24 protein-coding genes are annotated in these 26532 nt (G+C 72.3%); 14 read left to right on the plus strand and 10 right to left on the minus strand.

The genetic code is table 11. The features are described from left to right. Positions 1 to 8 precede the first annotated feature (8 nt). The gene (locus ACZ61C_RS31570) at positions 9 to 1211 is read right to left on the minus strand and encodes a MalY/PatB family protein (RefSeq protein WP_465311507.1); all 1203 of its coding nucleotides are present in this window, start codon (positions 1209 to 1211) and stop codon (positions 9 to 11) included. 145 nt (positions 1212 to 1356) lie between these two features. Between ACZ61C_RS31570 and ACZ61C_RS31575 the strand changes: the two genes are divergently transcribed. The 5 genes from ACZ61C_RS31575 (at position 1357) to ACZ61C_RS31595 (ending at position 8865) form a co-directional block, all read left to right on the plus strand. Further along, positions 1357 to 5733 (plus strand): non-ribosomal peptide synthetase, encoded by a 4377-nt coding sequence (locus tag ACZ61C_RS31575; RefSeq protein WP_465311508.1) that lies wholly within the window; start codon positions 1357 to 1359, stop codon positions 5731 to 5733. After that, positions 5730 to 5993, plus strand: a complete 264-nt coding sequence (locus tag ACZ61C_RS31580) for an acyl carrier protein (protein WP_465311509.1) — start codon at positions 5730 to 5732, stop codon at positions 5991 to 5993. The genes ACZ61C_RS31575 and ACZ61C_RS31580 overlap by 4 nt, the downstream gene beginning before the upstream one ends. Continuing rightward, positions 5990 to 6751: a thioesterase II family protein gene (locus tag ACZ61C_RS31585; protein WP_465311510.1), complete on the plus strand. Its 762-nt coding sequence runs from the start codon at positions 5990 to 5992 to the stop codon at positions 6749 to 6751. The genes ACZ61C_RS31580 and ACZ61C_RS31585 overlap by 4 nt, the downstream gene beginning before the upstream one ends. Positions 6752 to 6753: 2 nt before the next feature. Then, on the plus strand, positions 6754 to 7368 hold the full coding sequence (locus ACZ61C_RS31590; protein WP_465311751.1) for a LysE family translocator: 615 nt from the start codon (positions 6754 to 6756) through the stop codon (positions 7366 to 7368). A gap of 132 nt (positions 7369 to 7500) precedes the next feature. Next, entirely contained in the window at positions 7501 to 8865 is a 1365-nt protein-coding gene (locus ACZ61C_RS31595; protein ID WP_465311511.1) for a lamin tail domain-containing protein, read from the plus strand. Positions 8866 to 8876: 11 nt separating this feature from the next. Here the strand turns inward: ACZ61C_RS31595 and ACZ61C_RS31600 are convergent, their stop codons facing one another. The 4 genes from ACZ61C_RS31600 to ACZ61C_RS31615 are packed head-to-tail and all read right to left on the minus strand — an operon-like array spanning position 8877 to position 12011. Next, positions 8877 to 9806, minus strand: coding sequence for a DODA-type extradiol aromatic ring-opening family dioxygenase (locus ACZ61C_RS31600; protein WP_465311512.1), 930 nt, complete (start codon positions 9804 to 9806; stop codon positions 8877 to 8879). Continuing rightward, positions 9806 to 10717 (minus strand): alpha/beta fold hydrolase, encoded by a 912-nt coding sequence (locus tag ACZ61C_RS31605; protein ID WP_465311513.1) that lies wholly within the window; start codon positions 10715 to 10717, stop codon positions 9806 to 9808. The genes ACZ61C_RS31600 and ACZ61C_RS31605 overlap by 1 nt, the downstream gene beginning before the upstream one ends. Next, positions 10714 to 11220 (minus strand): cupin domain-containing protein, encoded by a 507-nt coding sequence (locus ACZ61C_RS31610; RefSeq protein WP_465311514.1) that lies wholly within the window; start codon positions 11218 to 11220, stop codon positions 10714 to 10716. Before ACZ61C_RS31610 ends, ACZ61C_RS31605 begins: the two co-directional genes overlap by 4 nt. Before the next feature lie 14 nt (positions 11221 to 11234). Further along, entirely contained in the window at positions 11235 to 12011 is a 777-nt protein-coding gene (locus tag ACZ61C_RS31615) for an SDR family oxidoreductase (protein WP_465311515.1), read from the minus strand. Between the two features lie 41 nt (positions 12012 to 12052). Here ACZ61C_RS31615 and ACZ61C_RS31620 point away from each other — a divergent pair, with 41 nt between their 5' ends. The 7 genes from ACZ61C_RS31620 to ACZ61C_RS31650 all read left to right on the plus strand — a co-directional run bounded on the left by ACZ61C_RS31620 (position 12053) and on the right by ACZ61C_RS31650 (position 19894). Beyond that, complete coding sequence (locus ACZ61C_RS31620) at positions 12053 to 12859, plus strand: IclR family transcriptional regulator (RefSeq protein ID WP_465311516.1); 807 nt, start codon at positions 12053 to 12055, stop codon at positions 12857 to 12859. A gap of 97 nt (positions 12860 to 12956) precedes the next feature. Beyond that, the gene (locus ACZ61C_RS31625; RefSeq protein ID WP_465311517.1) at positions 12957 to 14447 is read left to right on the plus strand and encodes a flavin-containing monooxygenase; all 1491 of its coding nucleotides are present in this window, start codon (positions 12957 to 12959) and stop codon (positions 14445 to 14447) included. A 16-nt stretch (positions 14448 to 14463) separates the two neighbouring features. Continuing rightward, positions 14464 to 14913 (plus strand): cupin domain-containing protein, encoded by a 450-nt coding sequence (locus ACZ61C_RS31630; RefSeq protein WP_465311518.1) that lies wholly within the window; start codon positions 14464 to 14466, stop codon positions 14911 to 14913. Then, on the plus strand, positions 14910 to 15287 hold the full coding sequence (locus tag ACZ61C_RS31635) for a nuclear transport factor 2 family protein (protein WP_465311519.1): 378 nt from the start codon (positions 14910 to 14912) through the stop codon (positions 15285 to 15287). The genes ACZ61C_RS31630 and ACZ61C_RS31635 overlap by 4 nt, the downstream gene beginning before the upstream one ends. A gap of 229 nt (positions 15288 to 15516) precedes the next feature. Continuing rightward, positions 15517 to 16899 (plus strand): FAD-binding oxidoreductase, encoded by a 1383-nt coding sequence (locus ACZ61C_RS31640; protein WP_465311520.1) that lies wholly within the window; start codon positions 15517 to 15519, stop codon positions 16897 to 16899. Further along, positions 16896 to 18281, plus strand: a complete 1386-nt coding sequence (locus tag ACZ61C_RS31645; protein WP_465311521.1) for a carboxylesterase/lipase family protein — start codon at positions 16896 to 16898, stop codon at positions 18279 to 18281. Before ACZ61C_RS31640 ends, ACZ61C_RS31645 begins: the two co-directional genes overlap by 4 nt. After that, complete coding sequence (locus tag ACZ61C_RS31650; protein ID WP_465311522.1) at positions 18281 to 19894, plus strand: helix-turn-helix domain-containing protein; 1614 nt, start codon at positions 18281 to 18283, stop codon at positions 19892 to 19894. The genes ACZ61C_RS31645 and ACZ61C_RS31650 overlap by 1 nt, the downstream gene beginning before the upstream one ends. A 5-nt stretch (positions 19895 to 19899) precedes the next feature. Here the strand turns inward: ACZ61C_RS31650 and ACZ61C_RS31655 are convergent, their stop codons facing one another. From ACZ61C_RS31655 to ACZ61C_RS31675, 5 genes are all read right to left on the minus strand, one after another. Next, positions 19900 to 20025: a hypothetical protein gene (locus tag ACZ61C_RS31655; RefSeq protein WP_465311523.1), complete on the minus strand. Its 126-nt coding sequence runs from the start codon at positions 20023 to 20025 to the stop codon at positions 19900 to 19902. Between the two features lie 55 nt (positions 20026 to 20080). Further along, positions 20081 to 20923 (minus strand): ABC transporter permease, encoded by an 843-nt coding sequence (locus ACZ61C_RS31660; RefSeq protein ID WP_465311524.1) that lies wholly within the window; start codon positions 20921 to 20923, stop codon positions 20081 to 20083. Then, positions 20920 to 21894, minus strand: coding sequence for an ATP-binding cassette domain-containing protein (locus tag ACZ61C_RS31665; protein ID WP_465311525.1), 975 nt, complete (start codon positions 21892 to 21894; stop codon positions 20920 to 20922). Before ACZ61C_RS31665 ends, ACZ61C_RS31660 begins: the two co-directional genes overlap by 4 nt. Beyond that, positions 21891 to 23087 (minus strand): glycosyltransferase, encoded by a 1197-nt coding sequence (locus ACZ61C_RS31670; RefSeq protein ID WP_465311526.1) that lies wholly within the window; start codon positions 23085 to 23087, stop codon positions 21891 to 21893. Before ACZ61C_RS31670 ends, ACZ61C_RS31665 begins: the two co-directional genes overlap by 4 nt. A gap of 88 nt (positions 23088 to 23175) precedes the next feature. After that, a complete protein-coding gene (locus ACZ61C_RS31675) occupies positions 23176 to 23925 on the minus strand; it encodes a thioesterase II family protein (RefSeq protein ID WP_465311527.1) in 750 nt (249 codons plus the stop codon). A 219-nt stretch (positions 23926 to 24144) separates the two neighbouring features. On the opposite strand from ACZ61C_RS31675, the gene ACZ61C_RS31680 reads away from it, so the two are divergent. Then, complete coding sequence (locus ACZ61C_RS31680) at positions 24145 to 24357, plus strand: DUF5988 family protein (RefSeq protein WP_465311528.1); 213 nt, start codon at positions 24145 to 24147, stop codon at positions 24355 to 24357. A 147-nt stretch (positions 24358 to 24504) separates the two neighbouring features. After that, a complete protein-coding gene (locus ACZ61C_RS31685) occupies positions 24505 to 26196 on the plus strand; it encodes a flavin monoamine oxidase family protein (protein ID WP_465311529.1) in 1692 nt (563 codons plus the stop codon). Positions 26197 to 26532 lie beyond the last annotated feature (336 nt).

The following is a 26532-nucleotide window of genomic DNA, read 5'->3' on the forward strand; positions in this document are numbered from 1 at the left end:
GGTTCCCTTCAGCTCGCCAGCCGTCGCGGCACCGCGACGGACTCGGTCATCCGGTCGAGGATCGCGCGCAGCACCGGGGTCGCGGTGCCGAAGTTGAGCCGCACGAAGCCGTCACCGCCGGGGTTGTACTTGGTGCCGGCGGCCAGCTCGACCCGGGCCCGCTCGAGGAAGTAGCCGGCCGGGTCGGCGCCGCAGCCGGTGAGGGCCCGGCAGTCCAGCCAAGCCAGGTAGGTCGCTTCGGGCTGGTGGTAGCGGACCTCCGGCAGCCGTTCGGCGAGCAGGTCGCCGATCAGCCGCCGGTTGTCGTCGAGGTAGCCGACCACGGTGTCCAGCCAGTCGGAGGCCTCGGTCCAGGCGGCGAGGCTCGCACGCATGCCGAGCACGTTGACGTTCGGCCCGGCCGGCAGCGCGGCGAGCTTTTCCCGCAGCGCCACCGGTCCCACGTGCCCGACCGCGCAGCGCATGCCGGCGAGGTTGTACGCCTTGCTCGCGCCGTAGAGCGTCACGGTCCGGGCTTCGAGCGCCGGATCGAGCGATGCGAACGGCAGGTGCCGGTGGGGCGCGTAGGTGAGGTCGGCGTGCAGGTCGTCCGAAACCACCGTCAGGTCGTGGCGTTCGGCGACCTCGCCGAGCGCGGTCAGCTCGGCCCGGGTGAACACGCGCCCGGTCGGGTTGTGCGGGTTGACCAGGATCAGCACCCGGCACCCCTCAGCGGCGGCGCGCCGGGCGAAGTCGTCGGCGTCGAACCCCCAGCCGCGCGGGGTGTCGAGCATCGGGATCGGCACCAGGCGCAGGCCCAGCTGCCGGATCATCGCCGGGAACGGCCCGAACGCCGGGGTGTGGATCGCGACGCCGTCGCCGGGCCGGGTGCTCAGCTCCAGCGCCGTCCGCACGGCGTGCGTCACGTCGGTGAACTCGCGGACGTGCTCGGGAGCGGGAAACCAGCCGTACCGGGCGGACATCCGCTGCGCGAAGGCCTCGCGCAACGGGCTCGCGTTGTCCGTCCAATTAGGATACCCGAGGTCACCGAGGTCGAGATAACCGCGCAGGGAAGCCAAAACCTGCTCCGCCACCGGGAAGTCCATGTCCGCGATGGACGCGGGGAGCACGTCCGGCGCGGGCGCGCCCCACTTCACCCCGGGACGGAACCGCAGGGTCCGCTCGTCGAGCCGGTCGAAGATCAGGTACCGGGCCCCTTGCGATGCGCGCATGGCTCAAGAACACCGTGGTGGCAGGGAAATGTCATCTTCGGAGGTGCTCAGCCCGATAGCACGCCCGGAGGTGCGTCCCACTGGTTGGACACAGCATGCTGGCCTGCAGTGACCTGTGTCGGAGACGGAGAGGAACGCGATCCGGATGGCCGCGCAACAACCGAGCGAACCCGCCGAGGTTAACGGCGACAGCCCCTTTCCGCTGACCGAAATCCAGTACGCGTACTGGGTCGGCCGCGGTCCGAACTTCGTGCTGGGCAACGTCGCGCCGCACGCCTACTTCGAGCTCGAAGGCCGCCGGCTCGACCCCGGCGCGCTGACCACTGCGTGGAACCGCCTCATCGCCCGGCATCCCATGCTGCGGGCGGTCGTCGGCACCGACGGCAGCCAGCGCGTGCTGCCCGAAACGCCCGAGTTCGTGATCGACGTCGTCGACCTGCGGGACGCGCCGGCCGGCGAGGTCGAGGGCAAGCTCGAAGAGATCCGGTCGGCGATGTCGCACCGCGTGTACGACGCGTCGCAGTGGCCGCTGTTCGACGTGCGTATCACCCGCCTGTCCGACGCCGACCGCCTGCACATCAGCCTCGACCTGCTGATGGTCGACCTGGCCAGCGTCACGGTGCTGTTCAGCGAATGGCAGCTGCTGTGCGAGAACCCGGCGCACGAGCTCCCGCCGATCGACGTCTCCTTCCGCGACTACGTGCTCGCGCTCGAACGCAACGCCGACTCCCCACGCACCCAGCGGGCGCTGGAGTACTGGACGTCCCGCGCCGCGACGCTCGCGCCGCCGCCGGACCTGCCGCTGGCCGCGTCGCCGGTCTCGGTGCACAAGCCGCGGTTCACCCACCGCGAGTTCCAGCTCGACCCGGACGCCTGGAAGCGCCTGCGCGACCGGTCCGAGGCGAAGGGGCTGACCCCGACGACCGTGCTGGCGACCGCCTTCTCCGAGGTCCTCGCCGCGTGGAGCGGGACGCTGAAGTTCACGCTCAACCTGACCCTGTTCAACCGGCTCCCACTGCTGCTCGCCGAAGACGGCGAAGGCCACCGGATCCTGCACCCGCACCTGCGCCGGGTGGTCGGCGACTTCACCTCGATCTGCCTGCTGGAGGTCGACACCGCCGAGGGCACGTTCGAGGAGCGCGTGCGCCGGACCCAGCGCCAGCTCCAGCAGGACCTGCGCCACCGGCACGTCAGCGCGCTGCACACGTTGCGCGAACGCCGCCGGCTCGGGCTGGACACCGCGTTCGGCACCATGCCGGTCGTGTTCACCAGCGGCCTGGGCACGGTCGCCGACGTCACCGGCCCGCGGGACTTCTTCGGCGACATCACCTACCGGATCAGCCAGACCCCGCAGGTGTGGTTCGACCACCAGGTCGTCGACTTCACCGGCTCGCTCGACCTGACGTGGGACGTCGTCGAGGAGCTGTTCCCGGGCACCCTGCTCGACGACATGTTCGCCGCCTACACCGGCCTGGTGGAGCGGCTCGCCGCCGAAAGCGCCTGCTGGGAGGGCGAACTGCGGGTCAGCCCGCCGCAGTACCAGCTCACCGAGCGCGACGAGGTGAACCGCACCGCGGGCCCGCTGCCCGACGGCCTGCTGCACGAGCCGTTCCTGGCCGCGGCCGCCGAGCACCCGGACTCCCCCGCCGTCATCACCAGCGCCGGCACCGTCACCTACGGCGAGCTCGCCGGCCGGGCCGGCGCGGTGGCCGACGCCATCCTCCGCTCGGGTGACGGCTCCCCGGTGCGCGACCGGCTGGTCGGCATCAGCCTGGACAAGGGCGCCGACCAGGTCGCGGCCGCGTACGGCGTCCTGCTCGCCGGCGCGGCTTATCTCCCGGCCGGCGCCGGGCTGCCCGCGCAGCGGCGCAACGGGATCCTCACCGACGGCCAGGCGTCGACGGTCGTCACGACGTCCCGGCTGGCCGACCAGCTCGACTGGACCGGCTGCGCGACCACGCTGGTGCCGATCGACCGGCTCACCGCGCCCGACGCCCCGCCGTCGAGCACCGCCGAACCGTCCGACCTGGCCTACGTGCTGTTCACGTCCGGCTCGACCGGACGGCCCAAGGGCGTGATGATCGAGCACCGGTCGGCGCTGAACACCGTCGCCGACATCACCGAGCGGTTCGGCGTGACCGCCGGCGACCGGGTCTTCGGGCTGGCCGAGCTGAGCTTCGACCTCTCCGTGTACGACCTGTTCGGCGCGCTCGGCACCGGCGCTGCGCTCGTGCTGCCCGACCCGGACCAGACGAGCGAGCCCGCGCACTGGGCCGAGCTGATGAGCGAGCACGGCGTGACCGTGTGGAACTCGGTGCCGGCGCAGATGCAGATGCTCGTCGACCACATCGAGGCCGTCGGCGACGTCCCCGAGGGCCTGCGCCTGGTGATGCTGAGCGGCGACTGGATCCCGGTCGACCTGCCCGGCCGCATCCACGAACTCTGGCCGGACGCCACCGTGATCAGCATGGGCGGCGCGACCGAGGCGTCGATCTGGTCCAACTACCACCAGGTCGACGAGGTGCCCGAAGGCACGCGCAGCATCCCCTACGGCGTCCCGCTGCGGAACCAGCGGTTCCACGTGCTCGACGGCGGCCTGCGGCCCTGCCCGGACTGGGTGCCGGGCGAGCTGTACATCGAGGGCGCCGGCCTGGCCCGCGGGTACTGGCGCGACCCGGCCAAGACCGACGCCGGCTTCCTGCGCCACCCGGTCACCGGCGTCCGGCTCTACCGCACCGGCGACTACGGCCGGTACCTGCCCGGCGGCATCATCGAGTTCCTCGGCCGCCGGGACGGGCAGGTCAAGATCCGCGGGCACCGGATCGAGCTCGGCGAGATCGAGGCCGTGCTCGCGCAGCACGCCGGGGTCGACCGCGCGGTCGCCGTCAAGGCCGAAGACGACGGCGCCGGCGCGCGGCTGGTCGGTTACGTCATCCCCGGCCGCGACGCCGTGGACGGGCCGGAGTCCTTGTACAGCAGGGAAACCGTCGACCCGGCCGAGTCGGAGCGGACGTGGCGCGCGCTGTGCGACGGCGCGCTGCCCGCCCCCGGCCCGTCGGCCACCGAGCTGGCCGCGGCCTGGACGCAGCTCAACAACGTCTACGCCCACGCCGCGGCGATGGCCCTGACCTCGCTCGGCGTGACCGGCGAGGTCGACGTCCCGGCGCTGCTGCGCTCGGGCGGGGTGGCCGCGCGGTACGAGAGATGGCTGCACCGCGCCTCGGCGAACCTGACCGAGCGGGGCATGCTGCCGGGCGCCCTGCCGACGGCCATCCCGGACGAGCTGGTCGCCGCCACGCACCGCGTGCTCGGCGACAAGCTCGGGGTCCCCGCCGACCTCACCGACTGGCTGATGACCATCGCGGCGAACGTCGAGGGCGTGCTCACCCAGAGCATGCACTCCGCCGAGCTGTACGCGAACGACCGCACACCCGCGGTGTACGAGCACCTCTTCGGCCCGGTGCACCTGGCCGCGACCGAAGCGATCCGGCGTGTCACCGCGGCGTGGCCCGAGGACAAGCCGCTGCGGATCCTGGAGGTCGGCGCGGGCTACGGCACGCTGACCAAGCACGTCGTGCCGGAGCTGCCGGAGCACGCCGAGTACACCTTCACCGACATCTCGACCTACTTCACCGAGCGGGCGCGGGAGCAGTACGCGGACTACCCGAACATCGGCTTCGACCTCTTCGACGTCGACAAGCCCGCCGACATCCAGGGGTTCGACGGCCGGGCGTTCGACCTGGTCATCGCGGGCAGCATGCTGCACGACGCCAAGCTGATCCGGCGGGCCGTGCGCAACCTGCGGTCGGTGCTCGCGCCGGGCGGGATGCTGCTGCTGGTCGAGCAGACCGCGTTCCACGACTGGTTCGACCTGACGATGGGGCTGCAGCAGGGTTTCGACGGCTACGAGGACACGGACCTGCGTTCGGCGCACCCGCTGCTGGACGCGGCCACCTGGCGCTCCGAGCTGGCCGAAGCCGGGTTCGCGGACTCGGCCGTGCTGACGCCCGAGGGCAGTGGCATGGCGTCGGTCGGCTTCGACGTGATCGCCGGGCGCGCGCCGGACGAGAGCAGCCGGTTCGACGGCGAGCGGCTGCGGTCGTTCCTGGGGCTGCACCTGCCGAAGCACATGGTGCCCAGCACGATCCACGCCATCGACGAGCTCCCGCTGACCAGCACCGGCAAGGTCGACCGCGCGACGCTGGCCAAGGCGCGCGGCCGGGCGTCGGCGGCCGGGCGGCCCGCCAAGCCGCCGCGCACCGAGCGGCAGCGCAAGCTCGTCGAGATCTGGTGCACGGTGCTCGGCCTGAGCCACGCCGACCTCGGTGACGACTTCCTGGAAGCCGGCGGCGACTCGCTGCTCGCGGCCCGGCTCGTCGCCACCATCTCCTCGGCGTTCGGCACCACGGTCGCCGTCGCCACCGTGCTGGAGTACCCGACCGTCGAACTCCTCGACGGTTACCTGGAGCAGATCCTCGGCGCCTCCGAGCTGCTTCCCGACGTTGCGGAGGTCGTGGCGTGAACGCGCACGAGGAGGACCTGCGGGCGTGGCTGACGACGTTCGTCGCCGACGTCCTCGACATCGGCCCGGAGGAGGTCGACCCGGGCGCGCCGTGGGAGTCGCTCGGGGTCGACTCGGCGATGACGCTGGTGCTCGTCGCCGACCTGTCGGTGGTGCTCGGCCGGACCGTGCAGCCGATCGAGGTGCTGAGCAACCCGACGATCGACGCGGTCGTCGAGCACCTGGTGACCGTCGAAGCGGTGGGAGGCGAACGACCGTGAAACCACGCGCCACCGGCCGGTGGTTCGTCCGGGGCCAGGCGCGGCCCGGGCGGCCCCAGCTGTTCTGCTTCCCGCACGGCGGCGGGTCGGCCGCGGAGTTCGTCCGGTGGTCGCGCCAGCTGACCGGGGTCGAGCTCAGCGCCGTCCAGCTGCCCGGGCGCGGGTCGCGGCTGTCCGAGCCGGTGCTGTCCACCATGGACGGGCTGGTGGCGGCGGTGGTCGACGTCATGCCGACGACCGCGCCGTACTCGGTGTTCGGGCACAGCCTCGGCGCGCTGGTGGCCTACGAGGTCACCCGCGAGCTGCGGCGCACCGGGCGCCGGCTGCCGGACCGCCTGGTCGTCTCCGGTTTCCCGGCGCCGTCGACGAAGCGGACCGAGCCGCCGGTGCACGGCCTGCCCGACGACGAGCTGGTCGCGGAGGTGGGCCGCCGCCACGGCGGCCTGCCCGGCGAGATCCTCACCGACCCGGAGCTGAAGACGATGGTCGCCCGGTACCTGCGCGCCGACTACCAGGTGCTGGAGACCTACCGGTGGCGTCCCGAGGCGCCGTTGCCGGTGCCGCTGACGGTGTTCGGCGGCCGGGACGACTCGATCGGCGAGGACGAGCTGCGCGCGTGGCGCGACCACGTGACGGAGCCGATCACGGTGCGGCAGTTCGCCGGCGACCACTTCTACTTCCGGCAGAACCCGGCGGTGGTCCTGCGCGCACTGGCGGCGGTCGTCCGGACGACCGTTCCCGCGGACAGGGCGGCGTGACCATGTGGGTCTTCATCGCGGCCGCGCTGGTCATCATCATCATCCCGGGCCCGGACCAGGCGCTCATCACCCGCCAGGCCCTGGTCCGCGGCAAGGGGTCGGGCTTCATGACGACGCTGGGCGGGGCGACGGGCCTGTCGGTCCACGCCGCGGCGGCGTCCCTCGGCCTGACGGCGATCCTGGTGGCGTCCCCGGTGGCGTTCACGGTCCTGAAGGTGGTCGGCGCGATCTACCTGGTGTGGATGGGCGTCCAGACGGTCCGCATCGCCCGCCGCGCGGCGACCAGCCAGCCGACGGGCGAGCCGACCGACCGGAAGCCGTTGCGCTGCCTGCGGAAGGGGTTCTTGACCAACGCGCTGAACCCGAAGCTGGCGGTGTTCTTCCTGACGTTCCTGCCGCAGTTCCTGCCGACCGACGGGCCGGTGCTGGGTAAGGCGCTGACGTACTGCGGCGTGTTCGCGGCGTTGTACTTGACGTGGTTCAGCTTGTACGTCTTCACGGTGGACCGCATCGGCGCGGTGCTGCGGCGGCCGAAGGTGCGGTCGGGGATCGAGTACAGCACCGGTGTGTTGTTGCTCGGGTTCGGAGTGGGGCTGGCCATTCAGGGGATTCCGTAGGGAGCCACGCGGGTCCACCACCGGAGTTCGGCCGGAGTTCAGGGGGAACCCATCTCCGCGAGCGCCGCCGTTCGGCCCGGGCCGGAAGCCTCGGAGGGCCGTGTCCCCCACGACCCTCCGAGGACGGACTCCTTGATCTCATCACGTGCGCGCCGCCGGGCCTTCTGCCTCATCGCCGGGCCGGTGCTGGCCGCCGTCACCCTCGCGGGCCCCGCCGACGCGGCCGGGACCGTCCGGATCAACGAGGTCGTGACCACCGGCGCCGTCGACGACTCCATCGAGCTCGTCAACCCCGGCGCCGTCGCCGTCGACGTCTCCGGGTGGGTTCTCAAGGACGACAAGGACAGCTCGAAGTTCACGATCCCCGCCGGGACCACCCTCGCCGCCGGTGGGTTCCGGGCCTTCGACGTCCACAACGCCTTCGGGCTCGGCTCCGAGGACCAGGCCCGCCTCTTCCAGGCCGACGGCCGCACCCTCGTCGACGGCTTCGCCTGGAGCAAGCACTCCGACCCGTCGTGGTCACGCTGCCCCGACGCGACCGGCTCCTTCGCCCCGGCCGCCGTCACCCTCGGCGGCCCGAACAGCTGCAGTGCGGCGCCCACGGCCTGGCCGGGCGGCAGCTCGGTGACCACGGCGGACGCCGCCAACGTCTTCGGCGAGGACCTCAGCGGCCTCTTCCAGGACGGCGGTGTGCTGTGGGCCGCGCAGAACTCCGGGAAGCTGTGGCGCCTGCTACCCAACGGCTCCGGCGGCTGGAAGCCCGACACGGCGTCCGGCTGGACGTCCGGCAAGGCGCTGCGCTTCCCCGGCGGCTCCGGCACTCCCGACAGCGAAGGCGTGACCGTCACCGGCACCGGCGTTTACGTCGCCAGTGAGCGCAACGGCTCCGGCAGCAGCCGCACGTCGGTGCTGCGCTACGACGTCGGCGGGACCGGCTCGACGCTGACCGCCACGCGGGAGTGGAACCTGACCGCCGACCTGCCGCCGGTGGGCGCGAACCTCGGTTTCGAGGGCATCACCTGGGTGCCCGACACCACCCTGACCGCCGCCGGGTTCGCCGACGCCTCGACCGGCGCGGCCTACGACCCCGCGCACTACGGCGCGCACGCCGGCGGGGTGTTCTTCGTCGGGGTCGAAGGCACCGGCATGATCCACGGCTACGTCCTGCAGGACTCCGGCGCGTTCACCCGTGTCGCTTCCTTCACCAGCGGGATGAGCGGGGTCATGGAGCTGCAGTGGGAGCCGCAGGCGTCGCGCTTGTGGGCCGTCTGCGACGACACCTGCCACGGCCGGCACCGCACGCTGAAGATCGGCTCCGCCGGCGCCTTCACGACCACCGCCGTCTACGACCGGCCGAGCGGCATGGGCGACTACAACAACGAGGGCTTCTCGGTGGCGCCGGCGAGCGAGTGCGCCGGGGGCAGCAAGCCGGTGTACTGGTCCGACGACAGCAACGACGGCGGCCACGCGCTGCGCAAGGGCAGCATCAGCTGCTGACCGGCCGCCCCTCAGGCGACCGGGAACGTCGTGCCGATGCCCATGCCGGTGATCCACTCCGGCACCGGCTCATAGCTGGTCCAGACCAGTGGCGCGGCGGCCGCGACCTGGCCGATCAGCCAGCAGCGCACCTCGTGGCCGCCCGTGCCCGCCGACTCCTCCAGGCCTTCGTGGCCCAGCCGCGCCACCGCTTCCGGGTCCCCTTCGGCGAGCCGGGTGAGGAACCAGTTGTCCCACTCGGTGTTCACCCGGGCTCCCGGGTCACCGCCCATCGCGCGAACGCGGGGTTCGCGCGCCGCCGCGAACGCGTGGACGTCGGAACGGCCGTGGATCAGCGAGTCACGGCGGTCGCCCACGACCTCGCGGGGGTCGTTCGACGGCAGCCAGTGCGACAGCCCGCCGCTCGCCACCACCAGCACCCGGCCGGGGAAGTCGGCCGAGCGCAGGGCCGCACCGAGCGCCTGTCCTAATGCGACACAACGCCGCAGCGACGGCAACGGCGGCGCGGCCGTGTTGACGACCAGCGGCACCATCGGCAGCGAGATGCCACCGGTGACCATCTCGTAGCTCTGCACGATGCCGTGGTCGACGGTGAGCGAATAGGACAGCGACACGTCGAACCCGGCCTCGGTCAGTCCGTTGTGGACCGACCACGCCAGCGGGCCCGCCACCGGCAGCGGACCTTCGGTGCTGCCGAAGTCCCCGAACCCCATGGCGTGCTCGACCCCCAGCACGAAGGGCGGCATCACGTCGTAGAAGTTGCCGTGGAAGTGGTCCGGCCCGATCACGACGACCGCGTCCGGTGCGAGCATCTCGACCGCGCGGCGGACGCGGGCGGCGTCCGCGAGGAACTTCGCGCCCGGCCCGCCCTCGGACGGCGGCGGCAGCAGTGTCGCGAAAGGACTGTGGGACATGCCGGCGAACCCGGCGATCCCGGCCATCAGGACGGGTCCGTTCCGGACCGGAGCCAGGCGCGGTGGACGTCGAGGAACTCGGTGACCTTCTCCCACTGCGGCCAGTGCCCGGCGTCGTCGATCACGTGCAGCCGCGCGTCGGGCAGCCAGCCGAGCAGCAGCTCGGCCTCGTCGAGCCCACCGGTCGGGTCGTGGCTCGTCCACAGCAGCAACGTCGGCGCCTTCACCAGCGACACCCACGACGGGTCCCACGCGAAGTCCTTGCGCACCTCGGGGTCCTGCAGCACGAGCGTGTTGCCGATGGCGGTGACGAACCCCGGCCGGGAGTAGATGCGGCGGCGCAGGTTGACCAGCTCGTCGGTGACCATCTCCTTGTGGTGGAACAGGAATTCGACCCGTCGCCGCACGGTCTCGTCGCTGGGGTCGAGCACCGCCGCCATCGTGCTGTCGCGCATCCGCGCCATCACCTCGGGTTTGTTGGCGATGTTGCCCGGGGTGTTCAGCACGAGCCGGTCGACGCGGTCCGGGTGGTGCGCGGCGGTCCACGCGACCACCCAGCCGCCGAGGGACTCGCCGGACAGGTGCGCGCGGCCGATGCCGAGAACGTCCAAAAGGGACACCAGGTGCCCGGCGAGGACGTCGATCGTGTACGGCCGGTCCGGCAGGTCCGACCAGCCGTGCCCGACCATGTCGTACACCGTGACGCGGAAGTCGCGGGCGAGGCCGGCCAGGTCGCGGGCGTAGGCCTCGAGGTGCCCGCCGGTGCCGTGCAGCAGCACCAGGTCCGGGCCGGTGCCCGCCTGAAGCACGCGTGTGCGCACCGAACGGCCTTCCAATGGCACGTAGACGTAACGCAGGGTGTGTTCGAGCTCGCCCAGCTCCCCCCAGATGCCGACGTGGTCGGGGATCGGCGGGGCGCCGCGGTCGGTGGTCGTCACTGGTCCTCCCGGTGGTCGAAGCGGGCGCGGGCCTCGGCCATCGTCGCCAGGCCCGCGCTCTGGCGGCAGCCGAGGCCGAACAGGCCCAGCAGCCGCGAGTTCTCGATGGTCAGGAACTCGACCGGGTGCTCGGCCGAGCCGTTGTGGTGCCGGTGCCAGGTCCACGGCGGGGTGTAGACGAACGACCCGGTCGTCCAGCGCACGGTCTCGTCCTCGATCTCGCTGTGGCCGTCGCCGGTCAGGACGAAGTGGACGGTCTCGTGGTGGTGGCGCTGCATGTCCGAGCTCTCCCCGGCCGGGATGACCTGGCGGAACAGCTCGAACGTCGTGGTCGGCAGCGTCCCGGCGACCCGCAGGGACGTCGGGTTCGGGACGGCGCCCGCGGGGATCTCGGCCAGCTCCTCGTCGTGCACGACCAGCGGCAGCGCGCCTCCGGGGCGGACGGTGTGGGCGATGCTGCCGAGGAAGTCGGTCATCGTGAAGCCGGGTCCGGTCGTGGTCATGGCACACCTTCCGTTCAGGCGGGACATTCCGTGCGGCCGCCGTCGACGGCCAGCACGGTTCCGTTGACATACCCTGCTTCGGCCGAGGCCAGGAACGCCACCGCGGCCGCGACCTCGCCGGGCGCCGCGGCCCGGCCGGCCGGGATGGCCGCGACGTCCTCGGCCATCGCGGTCGCGACGTCGACGCCCGCCGCGCCCGCCCGGCTGCGGACGATCTCCAGGCGCCGCGGGGTGAGCGTGGCGCCGACGGCGACGCAGTTGACCGTGACACCCCGGTCGGCGTACTCGAGGGCGGCCAGCTTCGCCGCCGACGTCGTCGCCGACCGCAGCACGGTCGACGCGGCGAGCCCCGGCTGCGGCTGCCGGACCGCCGTCGAGCTGACCACGACCACCCGGCCGAACCCGCGCTCGGCCATGCCCGGCAGCGCGGCGCCCAGCAGCGCCAGCGGACCGAGGACCAGCAGGTCGAGGTCGTGGTGCCACTGCTCGGCGGGGACGTCGAACACCCGGCCCGGCGCCGGGCCGCCGGCGTTGGCCACCACGACGTCGAGCGAGCCGTACCGCTCGCGGACGCGGCGCACGGCGTCGGCCGCCGCGGCCGGGACGGCGAGGTCGCACACGAGGTGCCCGACCCCCGGGCCCAGCGCCGACGCGGTTTCCGCGAGGGTCTTCTCCGTCCGGCCGGCGAGCACCACGCGGTGCCCGCTCGCGAGCAGCGCGGTGGCGCAGGCCGAGCCGATGCCCCCGGCTCCGCCGCCGACGAGGGCGACGCGGGTCTGGTTGGTCTCCATGATGTGTCCTACATTCGGGCCATGACCTCCGGCGGCCAAGGATGAGTCCCACTGCCCGGGACCCGGGTGACGACAACGCGGCGTCCGGTGCCCTCGAACGCGCCGCCGCCCTGCTGGACGCCTTCGACGCGACGCACCGCGAGCTCCCCCTCGCCCGGCTCGTCGAACGTTCGGGGCTGCCCCGCTCGACCGTGCACCGCACGGCGTCCCGGATGATCGAGCTCGGCTGGCTGGACAAGCCCGGCGAGAAGTACCGGATCGGGCGACGCCTGTTCGAGCTGTCCGGGCTGGTCCCGGTGCGGCACGAGCTGCGTGAAGCGGTGCTGCCGTACTTGCAGGACCTCTACGCCGCGGCCAAGACGACCGTGCAGCTCGGCGTGCTCGAGGGCACGCGGGTGCTGGTCGTCGACAAGATCAGCGGACACCGCCAGCTGCCGATGCTCGACCAGGTCGGCGGGTTCGTCCCGGCCCACTGTTCGGGGCTCGGCCGGGCCATCCTCGCCTGGTCGGACGCCGAAACGGTCGGCGCGGTGGTCGCCGCCGGGCTCACCCGGCGCACGGCGCGCACGATCGGCACCGCCGAGGCGCTGGAGCGCGAGCTGGCCGTCGTGCACGAGCAGGGCTGGGCCTACGACCGCGAGGAGGGCATCACCGGCATCAGCTGCGTCGCGGCCCCGATCTTCGACTTCACCGGCAACGTGACGGCCGCGCTGTCGGTCACCGGGCCGAGTGCGGCGGTGGTGCCCGACCGGATCGGGCCGGCGGTGCGGATGGCGGCCGCGGCGGCCAGCCGGGCGTACTCCGCCCGGCGCTGGGCGTCACCGCGGCCGGACCTGCCGTCCCAGTGAATAGGACTCCCGGTTGGCCCGGCGGCGAGGGCTGTTCCACGCTGTGGCGCACGCCGAGCCGGGCTCCCGGCAGGCTGCCGGACGAGGAGGACCAGGCATGCGCGTCGCGATCATCGGGGCCGGGCTCGCCGGGCTCACCACGGCCAAGGTGCTGCTGCAGGCCGGCCACGACGTCGAGGTCTTCGACAAGGCGCCGGACGTCGGCGGCGTGTGGAGCCGGACCCGCCGCTACCCCGGGCTGACCACGCAGAGCCCGAAGGCCCAGTACTCCTTTTCGGACTTCCCGATGCCCCGGGAGTTCCCGGAGTGGCCCACGGGCGCCCAGATCCAGGAGTACCTCGCGGCGTACGCCGACACCTACGGCGTCACCCCGCACCTGCGGCTGGGCACCCCGGTCGGGTCCGTGGTCCCCGACGGCGCGCGCTGGGTGGTGACCACCGGCGCGCAGGGGGCGTCGGTGGTCGACCGGGTGGTCGTCGCGAACGGCGTCTTCTGCGAGCCCGCGGTGCCGGACTACCCCGGCCGCGCGGAGTTCGAGGCGGCGGGCGGGCGGCTGCTGGCCGGTTCGGAGCTCCACGACGTAGCCGAGGCGCGGGACAAGCACGTGCTCGTGGTCGGGTACGGGAAGTCCGCCTGCGACGTGACCGTCGCGATCAGCGCCGTCGCCGCGAGCACCGACGTGATCGCGCGGCAGCTGCTGTGGAAGGTGCCGCGCAAGATCGCCGGGGTGCTCAACTTCAAGATGCTGCTGCTGACGCGGATGGGCGAGGCGCTGTTCCGCTACCGGTGGCTGCGCGGGTTCGAGAAGTTCCTGCACGGCCCGGGAAACCGGCTCCGACGCGCGATGCTGAACTCCATCGGGACGGTGTCGGTGCGGCAGTTCGGGCTGGCCCGCCACGACCTGGTGCCGCGCGGCCGGATGGAGGACATCGTCAAGAACGCGATCGGCCTGGCGACCGAAGGGTTCTTCGAAGGTGTCGCCGACGGCTCGATCCGCGTGCGCCGCGACCAGGTGATCACGCGGCTGTTCGCGTCCGAAGGCCGCCCGTGCGCGGAACTGGCCGACGGCACGGTGCGGCCGGCCGACCTGGTCGTCTGCGCGACCGGGTTCACCCAGGGTGTCCCGTTCCTGCCGGAAACCATCCAAAAGGGACTGTTCGACGAGCGCGGGAACTTCCTGCTGTACCGGCAGATCCAGCCACTGGCCGCGCCCGGTCTGTACTTCAACGGCTACAACTCGTCGTTCTTCAGCCCGCTCAACGCCGAGATGGCGGCGCTGTGGATCGCGGCCGACCTCGCGGGCGCGCTGACCCTGCCGGCCGAGGCGGCGCGGCGCGCGGAAGTCGTCGCCCAGCTCGCCTTCCTCGACACCGCGACGGGCGCGCACCACTGCCGCGGCACGAAGATCATCCCGTTCTCGATCCACAACGTCGACGAGGTGCTCGGGGACCTCGGCGTCCAGATCGGCCGCTTCACCCGCTTCACGCACTGGCTGAACCCGGTCGCGCCCGCGGCGTACCGGGCGCTCACCCCCGCCGTGCTGACCCGGCTGGCGGAGACCCCCGAACCCGAAAAAGCCCCGCTCTGACCCGAGGAGGACCCCGATGAGCACCGCGACCGGCCACCACGTCAGCCACCCGGGCGACGGCACCAACCTGGGCGCGATCGGCCTGGGCATCCACGCCCGGCTGACCGGCGCCGACACGAACGGCGCGTACTCGCTGTTCGAATACGTCGTCCCGCCGGGCCTCGGCGGCCCGCCGACCCACATCCACAGCCGTGAGGACGAGCTGTTCACCTGCGTCCGCGGCCGGGTGGAGGTGGAGCTCGACGGCGTCCGGCACGTCCTCGGCGAAGGTGACTCGCTGCTCATGCCGCGCGGGGTGCCGCACGTGTTCCGCAACCCGTTCGACGAGGAGACGCGCATCATCGCGGTGGTTTCCCCGCCGGGGCTGGAGAACTACTACAAGGAGCTGTCCGAGCTGCCACCCGGGCGCGACATGAAGCTGGTGGCGGAAGTCATGACGCGGTACGGCTTGGCGCTGCAGAAGTGAACCACGAGCGCATGGTCGAGGAGATGTGCGCGGCGGTCGACGCGGGCGACGCGACGGCGTTCGCCGCGTGGTTCACCGAAGACGCGACGTACGTGTTCGCCAACGGCGAGCCGTTGACCGGCCGCACCGCGATCGCGGCGGCGACGGCCGGTGCGGCGGGTGCGTTGCCGTGGGTCCGGCATGTGGTGGACCAGGTCGCCGTGGTGGGTGACCAGCTGTTCTGCCGGTTCACGATCACCACGGCGGCTCCGGACGGCCGGATGTTGGCGCTGCCGTGCGTGACGGTGATGTGGCTGGACGGGGAGCTGGTGTCGGAGTACCGGGTCCATATGGACCTCACGCCGGCGTTGGCTCGGGAGGCTTACTCGCGGTAGGGCGTGGCTGGGACGAGCGCCGGGCTGTCGCGAATGACCCGGGCCCGAGCCTTGCCCGCTCGGGGAGACGAGCCCTGCCCGAGCTCGAGGAGGCGACTCCTGCCCCCGGGCCCAAGCCTCCGCTGTGCGGTCTGCACGTCGCCGGCGTCACCCGGTGGGGACTTTCCCCATAGCCAGACCTCGCACGCCGCCCTAGCGTGGGAGGCCGGTGACGAGGAGGTTCCCGCGGATGGTGATCGACGACCTGGCCGCCGCGCTGCCGGCTGACCGGCTGGTGCGGGATCCGGACGTTCTGCCCGGCTTCGCCCACGACGAAGCCGAATGGGCGCCCTACGCGCTGCCCGCCGTGGTCGTCCGGCCACACTCCGCCGAAGAGGTCCGAACCGTCGTCAAAGCCTGCATCCGCCACCGGACCCCGCTCGTCACCCGCGGGGCCGGGACCGGGCTCTCCGGCGGGGCCAACGCCGGAGACGGCTGCGTGGTCCTGGTCACCGACCGGCTCACGACCATCAAGGAGATCAACACCCACGAGCGGTACGCCGTCGTCGAGCCCGGCGTGGTCAACGACGACCTGCGGGCCGCCTGCGCCGAACACGGCCTCTGGTACCCGCCCGATCCGGCCAGCTCGCCGTGGTCGACGCTCGGTGGGAACGTCGCCACCAACGCCGGCGGGATCTGTTGCGTCAAGTACGGCGTCACCCGGGACTACGTCCTGGGCCTGCAGGTCGTCACCGGCACCGGGGAGCTCGTCCGGCTCGGCCGCCGCACCGCGAAGGGGGTTGCCGGGTACGACCTGACCGGGCTGATGGTCGGGTCCGAGGGCACGCTCGGGGTGGTCACCGAGGTCACCGTCCGGCTGCGGCCCGCCCGTGCCGCGGAACGGACCGTCGCCGGGTACTTCGACACGACCGTCGACGCCGGGCGGGCGGCCGCCGCCGTCGCTGCCCGGGGGGTGCTGCCGTCGGCGCTCGAGCTGGTCGACCGGCACTGCCTCGCCGCCGTGGACCAGTGGAAGAACATGGGCCTGAGCGCCGATGCCGACGTCGTGCTCCTCGCCCGCACCGACGCCCCCGGCACGCTCGGCGAGCACGAAGCCGCCGAAATCCTCGGCTGCTTCGAGGGGGCCGGCGCGACCTGGGCCGCCCAGTCGACCGACCAGGCCGAGGCCGACGCGCTGTTCGCCGCCCGCCGCCTGGCCTACCCCGCGTTGGAACGGCTCGGCCCGGTGCTCACCGAGGACGTCTGCGTCCCGACGCAGGCCGTGCCCGAGATGCTCGCCCGCATCGACGCCGCGGCGCGGGGGCACGGTGTCCTCATCGCCAACGTCGCCCACATCGGGGACGGCAACCTGCACCCGCTGCTCGTCACGCCCGCCGGCGACGAGACGGCGAAGAAGAACGCCCAGGCCGCCTTCGACGACATCATCACCGGCGCCCTCGACCTCGGCGGCACCGTCACCGGCGAGCACGGCGTCGGCCTGCTCAAGCAGCCCGGCCTCGCGCGCGAGCTCGGGCCCGGCGTCCTGGCCCTGCACCACGCCGTCAAGAACGCCCTCGACCCGCACCACATCCTCAACCCCGGCAAGGTCTTCCCCGAAGGGACACCCGCATGATCGTCCGCACCACCGCCGGCGAAGTCCGCGGCACGCCGACCGCCACCGGTGTCCGGTTCCGCGGTATCCCCTACGCCGCCGCGCCGGAAGGCGAGCTGCGGTTCGCGCCACCCGTCCCGGCGCCGGCGTGGGACGGCGTCCGCGACACCACGGAAGCCGGGCCGACGGCGCCGCAGCGCCACCGCGAGATCGCGGGCCTCGACCTCTCGCCGCTGGTCGGCCGCCCCGGGCCGGCGGGCCCGGACTACCTGACGGTCGACGTCTGGACGCCGGACCCGGGCGCGCAAGGCCTGCCGGTGCTGGTGTTCGTGCACGGCGGCGCGTTCATCGGCGGCACCGGGTCCGCCGACGTCTACGACGGCACGGCGTTCACCCGCGCCGGCGCGGTGCTGGTGACCCTGCAGTACCGCCTCGGGATCGACGGTTTCCTCCCGCTCGACGGCGACACGACCAACCTCGGCCTCCGCGACCAGCTCGCCGCGCTGCGCTGGGTCCAGGACAACATCACGGCGTTCGGCGGCGACCCCGGCAACGTGACGCTGTCCGGCGAGTCCGCGGGCGCGATCAGCGTCGCCTGCCTGCTCGGTTCCCCGCTCTCGACGGGACTCTTCCGCCGCGCCGTTGTCCAAAGTGGACACGCGAACATGGTGCGCGGGCGCGGAGAGCTGGAGCGGCTGACCAAGGTCGTCGCCGACGGCCTGGGTGTCGAGCCCACCGCCGCCGCCTTCCGGACGCTGACGACCGAGCAGCTGCTCACCGCGCAGGACGCGGTCCTGCAGCCCGGCAAGGGCCCGGACCTGCGAGACGAGAACGGCCTCGACCGCAGTTACGGCCTCAGCCCGTTCCTCCCGCTGGTCGGCGACGACGTCCTCCCGCGGCACCCGGGCGAAGCGATCCGCGACGGCGCGAGTGCCGACGTCGACCTGATCGCGGGGACGTGCCGAGAAGAGATGTTGCTGTACTTCGGCCCGACCGGGCTGGCGGACGTGCTGACCGACGAGCAGGCGGTCGTGATGCTGTCGGCGTCGCACCCGGACGCCGCGGGCGTGCTCAAGCGCTACGGCCTGGGCGACGGCCGCAAGGCGGGTGAGGTGTTCGTCGAGGCGATGACGGACCTCGTGTTCCGCGACGGCGTCAAGGAGCTCGTCGAGAACCACCAGGGCCGGTCCTACCGGTACGAGTTCGAGTGGCGCGCCCCGGTGTTCGGCGCGTGCCACGGGATGGAGCTGCCGTTCGTGTTCGACGCGCTCGACGCGGCTCGCAGCCTGGTCGGTGACCACGCCCCGGCCGAGCTGGCCAAAGAGCTCAACGCCGCGTGGTACTCCTTCGCCGCCACCGGCGACCCGGGCTGGGCCGAAGGATCCACGGCGCGCCTGGGCTGATGGACACCCACGGGCTGCGCGAGCTCTACGACCTCGTGCTGCGGCTGTCGGCGGTGCACGACCTCGACGCGCTGGTGCAGGAGGTCGTCGACCACGCGCGGCGGCTGCTCGGGGTCGACGTCGCCTACCTGGCGCTGGCCGAACCGGACGGCTCGCTCGTCATCCGCGTCACCGACGGCTCGCTGGGCCCGCGGCTGCGCGGGGTCGTGCTGCCGCCGCACAGCGGGCTGGCCGGGCGCGTGGCCGGCACCGGCGAGCCCGTGCAGAGCGCCGACTACCTCGGAGACAGCGGGCTCACGCACCTCGGCGACGTCGACCGCGTCGCCGAGGACGAGGGCCTGCGCACGATCCTCGGGGTGCCGTTGCGGTTGCGCGGCAAGGTGGCCGGGGTGCTGATGGTCTCGCAGCGGGACGTCCGGCGGTTCACCGCGGCGGAGTCGTCGCTGCTGACCTCGCTCGGTTCGTTCGCCGCGATCGCCATCGAGAACGCGAAGCTGGTCACCGCGCTCGCGGCGGCGAACAACCGGCTGGAACGCGCCGTGCGGTTGCACGACGAGCTTTCGGAGGTGGCCGTTCCCGAAGACGTGGTCGTCCCGCTGTCGAAGCTGGTGCCCGGTCTGGTGCTCGTCGCCGACGAGCACGACGAAGTCCGTGCTGCAGCCCGCGACGGCGTCCCGGTCGACGCGCCGCTCGAGGGCAAACCCTCGGCGTGGTTCGCGGACCCGGCCACGCGGCGCACCGAAGTCGGCGAGCGGAAGGTGACCGTCCCGGTCGCGTCGGCGAACGCGTATTTCGGGGCGCTGCAAGTGGTTCCGGCCGAACCGCTCGACGACGCGGACGTCCGGCTGCTGGAACGCTCGGCGCTGACCGTCGCGCTGGTGGCGTCCGTCGAGCGCGCGGTGGCGGACGCCGAGCGCCGGACGGCGGCGGACCTGCTGGAGCAGCTGGTCACCCGGCGGGTGCGCGACGAGCCGGCGTTCGCCCGCCGCGCGCGTGCGCTCGGCCTGGACCTGCGCCGCCCGCACCTCGCCGTGGTGACGCCGAACCTCGAAGCCCTGCCACGGTTGCGGGAGTTCGCCACGCGCCACGGCGGTCTCGCGGCCGCGGTGGACGACCGGCTGGTCGCGCTGGTCCGCACCGACGAGACTCCGGCGCGCGCGCTGAAGCTGGGAACCACCGGCTTGGCCGGGCCGGTGACCGGAGCCACCGCACTGGCCGACGCGCACGACGACGCCGCGGCGTGCGTCCAGGCCCTGGAAGCCTTGGGCCGCACCGGTTCCACGGCGTCACCCGCGGACCTCGGCCCGTACCGCTACCTGCTCGGCCGGGCCGGGCGCGCGGACGCGAGCACGTTTGTCACCCGCACGCTCGCGCCGCTGCTGGCCCACGACGAGGAACGCGGCACGGACCTCGTCCGCACCGCGGAGGTGTTCCTGCGGTGCGGCCGCCGCAAGGCCACGGCGGCCGACGAGCTGACGATCCACCCGAACACGCTCTACCAGCGCCTGGACCGGATCACCGCCCTGCTGGGCGACGACTGGCAGGACGGCGACCGGGCCCTGGACGTCCAGCTGGCCCTGCGCATCCACCGCCTGGCGGCCGAACTGTCCTAAGAGGACTAGCGACGGTTGCCGTTCTTGTCGCGGCGGCGCTCCTTCTCCAGGTCCTTGTCCCGGTTGTGGCGCTCGCGGTCGATGCCCTTCTTGCCGCCCAGCATGCCGGCGACCTTCGAGAACAAGCCCATTATCCGATTCCTCCCAGTTGTGGATCTTCGATTTCAGCGTACCAAAAGTTCACGCTCAGTGCCTGGTCCGATACAGGTGCATGGTCACCGGCGCGAACACCCCGACCAGCCCCGCGCACCACAACAGCACCAGGCCGGTCTGCCCGGACGTCAGCGTGCCGTCCATCGCGGCCCGGACCGCGGTGGTCAGGTGGGTGATCGGGTTGAGGCCCACCACCGACGCCAGCCAGCCCGGCATCGTCTTCGGGTCGACGAAGATGTTGCTGGCGAAGGTGAGCGGCAGCATCACGAACATGCTCAGCGACGTCACCGCCTGCGGGGTGCGCAGCAGCAGGCCGAGCGTCGTCCACAACCAGCCGAGGCTGAACGAGAACACCAGCACCAGCGCGACCCCGGCGAGCACCCCGCCGAACCCGCCCGCCGGCCGGAACCCGAGGACCAGGCTCAGCACCAGGACGACCACGCAGCCGAGCAGGTACCGCGCGCCGTCGCCGAGGAGCGCGCCGACCAGCGCTGACGGCCGCCAGATCGACAGCGAGCGGAAGCGGTCGAACACCCCGGACACGCGGTCGGCGTTGAGCGCGCTGCCGGTGGTCATCGTGATCATCACGATCGTCTGCACCAGGATCCCCGGTTGCAGGTACTGCAGGTAGTTCCCGGTCGAGCCGGCGATCGCGCCGCCGAACAGGTAGGTGAACATCAGCGTCAGCATGACCGGGAACGCCGTCACGTCGATCAGCTGCTCGGGCAGGTGCTTGAGCTTGAGCAGCGTCCGCCCGCCGAACACCAGCGACGTCGTGAGCGGCCCCGGCCGCGGCGGCCGGGGGCGCGAGGTGAGCACCCCGCGCAGGTGCGCCAGTGCGAGCTCCTCCGCCGGCGGAGCCTGGACCTGCGTCATGTCAGCACGCCTTTCTCCGCGTCCGCGACCGGCTTGCCGGTCAGGGTCAGGAAGACCTCGTCGAGGCTCGGGTGGGTGAGGCCGAAGTCGGCGATGCCGATGCCCGCGCGGGACAGCCCGCTCAGGGCGGCGGACGCCTGGTCGGCCGGCCGGTCGGTGACCTGCGCGGTCAGCGTTCCCGACTCCGCGCCGGAGTGCACCGGGACCCGCAGCTCGCCGGCGAGCACCCCGTGGGCCCGTTCGCGGTCGGCCGGGTCGGTGAGCCGCAGGCGCAGCGCGGCCGAGCCGACCGACGCCTTCAGCTCCCCCGACGTCCCCTCCGCGATGACGCGGCCGTGGTCAATCACCGCGATCCGGTCGGCGAGCTGGTCGGCCTCGTCGAGGTACTGCGTGGTCAGCAGCACCGTGGTGCCCGCGGCGACCAGCGCGCGGACGATGTTCCAGACCTGGTTGCGGCTGCGGGGGTCGAGCCCGGTCGTGGGCTCGTCGAGGAACATCAGGTCCGGCGCGACCACCAGCCCGGCGGCGATGTCGGCGCGTCGCCGCATACCGCCGGAGTACGTCTTCACCGGGCGTGCCGCGGCTTCGGTGAGCTCGAAGACTTCCAGAAGCTCGTCCGCGCGTTCCTGCGCCTCGCGGCCGCGGAACCCGAAGAGCCGGCCGAGCAGCACGAGGTTCTCGCGCCCGGTCAGGTCCTGGTCGAGCGAGGCGAACTGCCCGGTGAGGCTGATCCGCCCGCGCACCTGGTCGGCTTCTGTCACGACATCGTGGCCAAGCACCCGCGCGGCGCCGCCGTCCGGGGGCAGCAGCGTGGACAGCATCCGGACGGTGGTGGTCTTGCCGGCGCCGTTCGGGCCGAGGATCGCGTAGACCCCGCCGGTGCGGACCCGCAGGTCCACCCCGTCCACCGCGCGGGACTTCCCGAACGTCTTGGTCAGCCCCGCCGCCTCGATGGCGAACTCGCCGCTCATCGCGCCTGCGCCACCACGTGCTCGAGGTGCTCGACCACTCCGTCGACCCCCGGCAGCGCGAGCATCTCCCGGTGCGCGCGGCGCACCTCGGCCCGCACGCCGTCGTCGGCGAGCAGCGCCGTCACGGTCTCGGCGATCGCGGCGCCGCTCTCCTCGGGCACCTTCCGGCCCAGGCCCATCTTCTCGGCCCGCGTGGCGTGGTACTCCTGGTCGCCCATGAGCGGCAGCCCGGCCATCGGGACGCCGGCGCCGACCGCCTCGCGGGTGCTGTTGTACCCGCAGTGGGTCAGGAACGCCTGCGCGCACTGCAGCAGCAGCGGCTGCGGGATCCAGTCGTAGAGGTGGACGTTGTCGCCCACCGGGACCTCGACGGGGTAACCGCCGGTCGCGACCACGGCGTGACAGTCCACTTCGGACAGTCCGCTCACGATGGCGGCGAGCGGGGTCGCGGCCTCCGGCGAGTGCTCGTCGGCGGCCACCCCCTGCTCGCGGATCGTCTTCACCATGCCGAGGGTGGTGCCGATCGAGGCGATCACCAGGGGCTTGTCCCCGGAGAGCGCGGCGACCTCAGCGGGGAGGCGCAGGTTGCGCTTGACGTCCAGCGGCTGCCGGTAGGCGAACGCCCGCGGCGGTGCGTAGTCGGCGAACGAGTACTCGTGCGGCATGCAGTCGATGCGGCCGTTGCGGTAGATCGCGTTGCGGTCGTCGCTCGCCGGCAGGCCGACCTCACGACGGCGCTCGTTCAGCAGCGGCAGCAGGCCGTCCGGGTCGAGGGTGTTGCCCGCACCCGACGGCACGGACAGCAGCGGCACGTCCAGCGCTTCGGCGACCAGGCAGCCCGACAGCTCGGAGCCGTCCCGCAGGACGAGGTCCGGCGCGAACTCCTTGGCCAGCGGGAAGGTCTTCTCGAAGGCGCTGGTGACGTGCTTCTCCCCGGCGAACGAGATCATGTCCAGCCGCTCGTCGGGCACGCCGCCGTTGTGCTTCGCGGAGTACTCGCGGATGTTCATGATGAGCTCGCCGAGGTCGGGCATGGTGACCCGGACGTCCACCGGTTCGCCGTCGTAGGTCGGCACCAGGTAGCCGGAGGTGGCCACGAGAATCTCGTGCCCCGCCTCCGCCAGGCCCCTGGCGATCGGGAGCATCGCCCTGGCGTGCGAGGGCGAGCCGGTCACAGTGCACAGAACTCGCACGGTCGACACCTTCCATTGTGGACGCGGGAAGCAGCTTTGCCTGCGACAGTAGGTCGGCCGCGGGCCTCAGCGACACCCTTACCCACCCCTAGACGGCGGCGCGTTCCCGCAGCTGGAGACGCAGGAGCCCGACGATCTCGGGCAGGTGGTGGTCGAGGTAGAAGTGCCCGCCGCGGAAGGTGTGCAGCGTGAACGCGCCGCGTGTGTGCCCTTCCCAGGCGGCGATCTCCGCGGCGGTCACGCGCGGGTCCTCGGAGCCGGTCAGCGCGGTGATCGGGACGTCCACCGCCGCGCCGGGCGTGGGTTCGTACGTCTCGACCGCGCGGTAGTCGTTCCGGATCGCCGGCAGCACCATCCGCAGCAGCTCGTCGTCGCCGAACAGGGCGGCGTCCGTGCCGGCCAGCGCCCGGACCTCGCGGATGAGCTGGTCGTCACCGAGCAGGTGGGACGTGCCGCCGCGGTGGGCCGACGGGGCCGCGCGGCCGGACACGACGAGCCCGGTCACCGCGGACCGCAACCGCAGCGCGACTTCGAACGCGACGGTGGCGCCCATGCTGTGGCCCAGCAGGGTCAGCGGCCGGTCGCCGGCGCCGGCCAGCACCGCGGCGATCTTCTCGGCCAGCTCCCCGATGCCGGCCGCGAACGGTTCGGCGCGCCGGTCCTGGCGGCCGGGGTACTGCACGGCGACCACCTCGGCCGGGCCGTCCGGACCGGTCGCGAACGCCTTCGCCATCCGGTAGAAGTAACTGGCCGAGCCGCCGGCGTGCGGGAAGCACACCAGCCGGTGCCCGGGCCCGGGCCGGCGGTGGAAACTCCGGATCCAGCTGCTCTCGTGCACGGCACTCCCCTTCTCGACGTGGCTTTTCACACCAGGTTCGCAGCGCACGCGGACCGGGGACAACCCCTACCGAATACCGCGTCACCCCTGATCGGCGCCATTCACGAATAGGAGCCGATCACCTTGACACCTCGTTCGGCGAGCCTGCATCCTCGGGAGACGCAGAACACATTCTCTGCATTCTTCCCCACTCGAAACCGAACCCACGGAGGACGAACCATGTCGAAAATCACGGTCACGCTTTCCGGCGGTCCCGCCGAGCTGATCGAGCGCCACCGCGAGTGGACGGTCGGCAGCATCGGCGACGTCGCGAAGGTCAGCTACGGCGCCGGCTACGAGCACTTCACCCACGAGGGGGAGTTCACCACGAGCACCGGGGGCGCGCAGGTGCCGGTGTTCACCTGGTGTGGCCGCACCCGGGTCGCCGAGTGATCGGCTAGGGGTGGCCAGGGGTATCCGGGCGGGCGCGGCCGCGAATACCTTCGGCACGGGCACGATGTACCCATCCCTCTTCGTTTCCCTTTTTTCCCGTGCTCGGCCACCGCATTCGATCCGGCCCGGAGAAAGGCACGATCGCTCATGACTACCTTCCCCCTCGAGCGTCCGCGGGAGAACGGGACGCTTTCCGGACCGCTCACGATGTTCGGGCCGGACTTCCCGTTCGCCTACGACGACTGGATCGGCCACCCCGGTGGCCTCGGCACGCTGCCCGCGGCCGTCCACGGCACCGAGGTGGCCGTGGTCGGCGGCGGGGTCGCGGGTCTCGTCGCCGCGCACGAGCTCCTCCGGCTGGGCCTGCGCCCGGTCGTCTACGAGGCGGAGCAGCAGCTCGGCGGCCGGATGCGCTCGGCGGCCTTCGACGGCCACCCGGACTCGGTCGCCGAGCTCGGCGCCATGCGGTTCCCCGTGTCGGCCACCGCGCTATACCACTACATCACCGAAGCGGGCCTGGACACGAAGGCGTTCCCGAACCCGCTCGACCCGGCCACCCCGAGCACGGTGATCGACCTGGAGGGCCGCACCACCTGGGCGCGCACCGCCGCCGACCTGCCGTCGGTCTACCAGCAGGTGTCCGACGCCTGGGACAAGGCCCTGCAGGAGAACGCCGAGCGCTCGGCGATCGAGGACGCCATCCGCCGCCGCGACGTCGGCAGCATCAAGGCGATCTGGAACAACCTCGTCTCGCGGCTCGACGACCAGTCGTTCTACGAGTTCATCGCGAACTCGACGTCGTTCTCCTCCTTCCGCCACCGCGAGATCTTCGGTCAGGTCGGGTTTGGCACCGGCGGCTGGGACACCGACTTCCCGAACTCGATCCTGGAGATCCTGCGGGTCGTGTTCAGCGGCGCCGATGACGAGCAGCGCAGCATCATCGGCGGCTGCCAGCAGCTGCCGGAGCGGCTCTGGACGCACCGCCACCACGGCGCCGCCCACTGGCCGGACGGCACGTCGCTGGCCGACCTGCACGGAGGGCAGCCCCGGCCCGGAGTGGCGCGCATCGAGCGCGCCGGCGACCTGATCACCGTGCGGGACAGCTGCGGGGACGCGCGGACGTACCCGGCGGTGGTCTTCACCCCGCACGTGCGGCTGCTGACGACCCGGATCCGCACCGACGAGAGCCTGCTTTCGCGTCCACTGTGGACAGCGGTGGAGCGCACGCACTACATGGGCTCGTCCAAGGTCTTCGTGCTCACCGACCGGCCGTTCTGGCGCGACCTCGACCCGGGCACCGGCCGCGACACGCTGAGCATGACGCTCACCGACCGCGGGCCGCGCAGCGTCTACCTGATGGACGACGGCCCGGACCGCCCCGGCGTGATGTGCCTGTCCTACACCTGGAACGACGACTCGGCGAAGCTGGCCACGCTGGACGACGGCGAGCGGATGGACAGCATCCTGGCCACGCTGGAACGCATCTACCCCGGGGTCGACATCCGCGCGCGCCTGGCCGGCCCGCCGATCACCGTCACGTGGGAGAACGAGCCGAACTTCAACGGCGCGTTCAAGGCGAACCTGCCGGGCCACTACCGCTACCAACGGCGGTTGTACACCCATTTCATGCAGCAGGAGATGCCGCCCGGACAGCGGGGTTTCTTTCTCGCCGGAGATGACATATCGTGGACAGGCGGTTTCGCGGAAGGCGCGGTGACAACGGCGTTGAATGCGGTCTGGGGCGTACTGAACCACCTCGGCGGCACCACGGTTCCGGGCAATCCGGGACCGGGTGACCTCTTTTCCGAACTGGCCCCGGTGGACCTCCCGATGGACTGAGCACGCCACCCCGGAGCAGGCGCTACTCCCCCGGCGCCCGACCTCGGGGTCATGACAGCAGCCGGGCACGCGAACCGCGTGCCCGGCTGCTGTTTATGCAGCTCAAGGCCGGTTTTGCGGCCCGGGTCCCCCGCATGGCGGGGGCCGGCTCCTCCCGCGCCGGCCGCCGGACCTCCACCCGGATCTCCACCGTGCGGAGGTCCTGCTCCACCCGGGTGGAGCAGTAGTGTCCAACGTGTCGGAAGCAGTCGGAACCGGCGGAGGAAAGCATCCGGAAACGGGTGCGGGAACAGACTCACACGGAGGAAATCTGCCATGGGTGAAGTTATCGGTTTC

Source organism: Amycolatopsis sp. NPDC104587, assembly GCF_055583645.1.